Origin of the sequence: Desulforamulus putei DSM 12395 (genome assembly GCF_900129195.1) — a bacterium.
Lineage (GTDB): Bacteria > Bacillota > Desulfotomaculia > Desulfotomaculales > Desulfotomaculaceae > Desulfotomaculum > Desulfotomaculum putei.
In genome coordinates this window covers 1-1,767 of the sequence record NZ_FQUY01000062.1, presented here as the reverse complement: position 1 = coordinate 1,767, position 1,767 = coordinate 1, and the positions used below count along the sequence as shown (strand labels likewise).

Here is a 1,767-nt window from a genome sequence, read left to right as displayed (position 1 = left end):
AAAGCATTCCTGTAATGAAGAGCAGGGGTTTTGAGGGAAAATGAAAATCCTGGTATAAAGAATGTAGTGGCCTAAAGCATTCGAAGATGCAAGCGCGGGCTCACTAATTCAAAATACCAGGAGGACTGAAAAGTGAAAGTTTCTAAGATTAAACAAATCCAGCCAAATACCTTGATTGTTGGAATTGATATTGCCAAACAAACACACTGGGCTCAAATGATGTTGCAAGGAAAGCTGATTGGAAAAGCTTTCTCTTTCCAGAATACCAGAGAAAGTTTCGAAAATCTAGTCACTACCCTCAAAGCTTACCAACAAAAATTAGGGGCCACCAACATCGTGGTTGGAATGGAACCTACCGGCCATTACTTTAAGCCGTTGGCCTACTATCTTCATGGCACAGGAATGTGTGAAGTGGTAATAGTAAATCCCTACCATGTAAATCGCAGTAAAGAATTTGATGACAACAGCCCAAGCAAGAATGATAGAAAAGACGCGCGTCTAATAGCCAAATTAATAAGCCAGGGGACATATTTTAACTTACCTTTGATCTTTAATATCTGGGCTGAACTCCGAACCGCTAACGTTAGCCGTATGCAGTTAACCCAAAAAAGATGGCAACTAAAGTGCCAACTGATAACAATACTGGATCAATATTTTCCTGAATTTCCCGAAGTATTTAAGAATGTCCTGGGTAAAGGAGCGATGTATGTTCTAACCCACTGCCCCTTCCCTGATAACATACTGGAATTAGGCGAGCAAACCCTGAGTGAAGGGCTAAGAGGAGCCACCCATAACCGGGTGGGACAGAAAAGAGCCCAAAAATTATGGGAAGCAGCCCAAAATTCCATTGGAATTAAGGAAGGGGTAAGAGGAGCCAGGTTACAGTTAGCTCACCTGGTAGAAGAACTAAATCTTATCCACAAGCAACTTGAAGAAACAGAAGAAATGATGTCCCAGCTATTAAAGCAAACCGGTCTGGGTGATTACCTTACAAGCATTCCCGGCGTGGGGATGGTGACTGCGGCAGCTTTTTTAGCTGAGATAGGAAATCCAGACGAATATGAGAGTTATAAACAAATCCAAAAGAAGGCCGGGCTTAATCTAAGAGAAAATAGCTCTGGTAAGCACAAAGGTAAAACCACAATCAGCAAAAGAGGCAGACCAGCATTACGGCAATTGATGTACCAAATAGCCTATGTATCGGTTGCCAAGAATGCTGAGATGAAAGCCTTCTACGAATACTTAAAAAACCGGAAAGAAAACCCGTTGGCTGGCAAACAGGCCTTAATAGCAGTTGCAGTTAAAATGATGAAAGTAATGTTGGCGGTTTGTAAAAACCGTAGCAATTACGATGGCGGAAAAGTAGGCAATCAAAACCTGGTAGTCAGAATGCAGGCTGCATAGGTAAAAAACCAAAGCAGTAAGCGAGTGAGCACGTTCACCTCCATCAGGGCAACAATTGGTTGACCCCGCAAAAAAGACATAAAGCCACACTGGCTCCGGTAAGCCGAACGAAGGAATGTAGAGATCCCGCCAGGGAATACTCCGGGAGAAATGATAGGGTTGTGTAACGGAGAAAATCAGACACCGGTGGGCTGAACCATAGTCTACAAAACTGCCCATGCTATGGGTTTAAGTAACACCACCATATCATTCCAAAAATAAACATATTAGGGTATTTGTAGAAAGGTTTATTGGCTTTCAAAATATGAAAAACTGCGTTATCAAGAGATAAACGCAGGTATTACTCAAAATATTGAGATAGGA

The 1,767-nt window shown here is 42.2% G+C and carries 1 protein-coding gene; it reads left to right on the top strand.

All coding sequences use genetic code 11. From position 1 onward, the window contains the following. Positions 1-132: 132 nt before the first annotated feature. Complete coding sequence (locus BUB67_RS15895; RefSeq protein WP_073240325.1) at positions 133-1,404, top strand: IS110 family RNA-guided transposase; 1,272 nt, start codon at positions 133-135, stop codon at positions 1,402-1,404. The last annotated feature ends 363 nt before the right edge of the window (positions 1,405-1,767 follow it).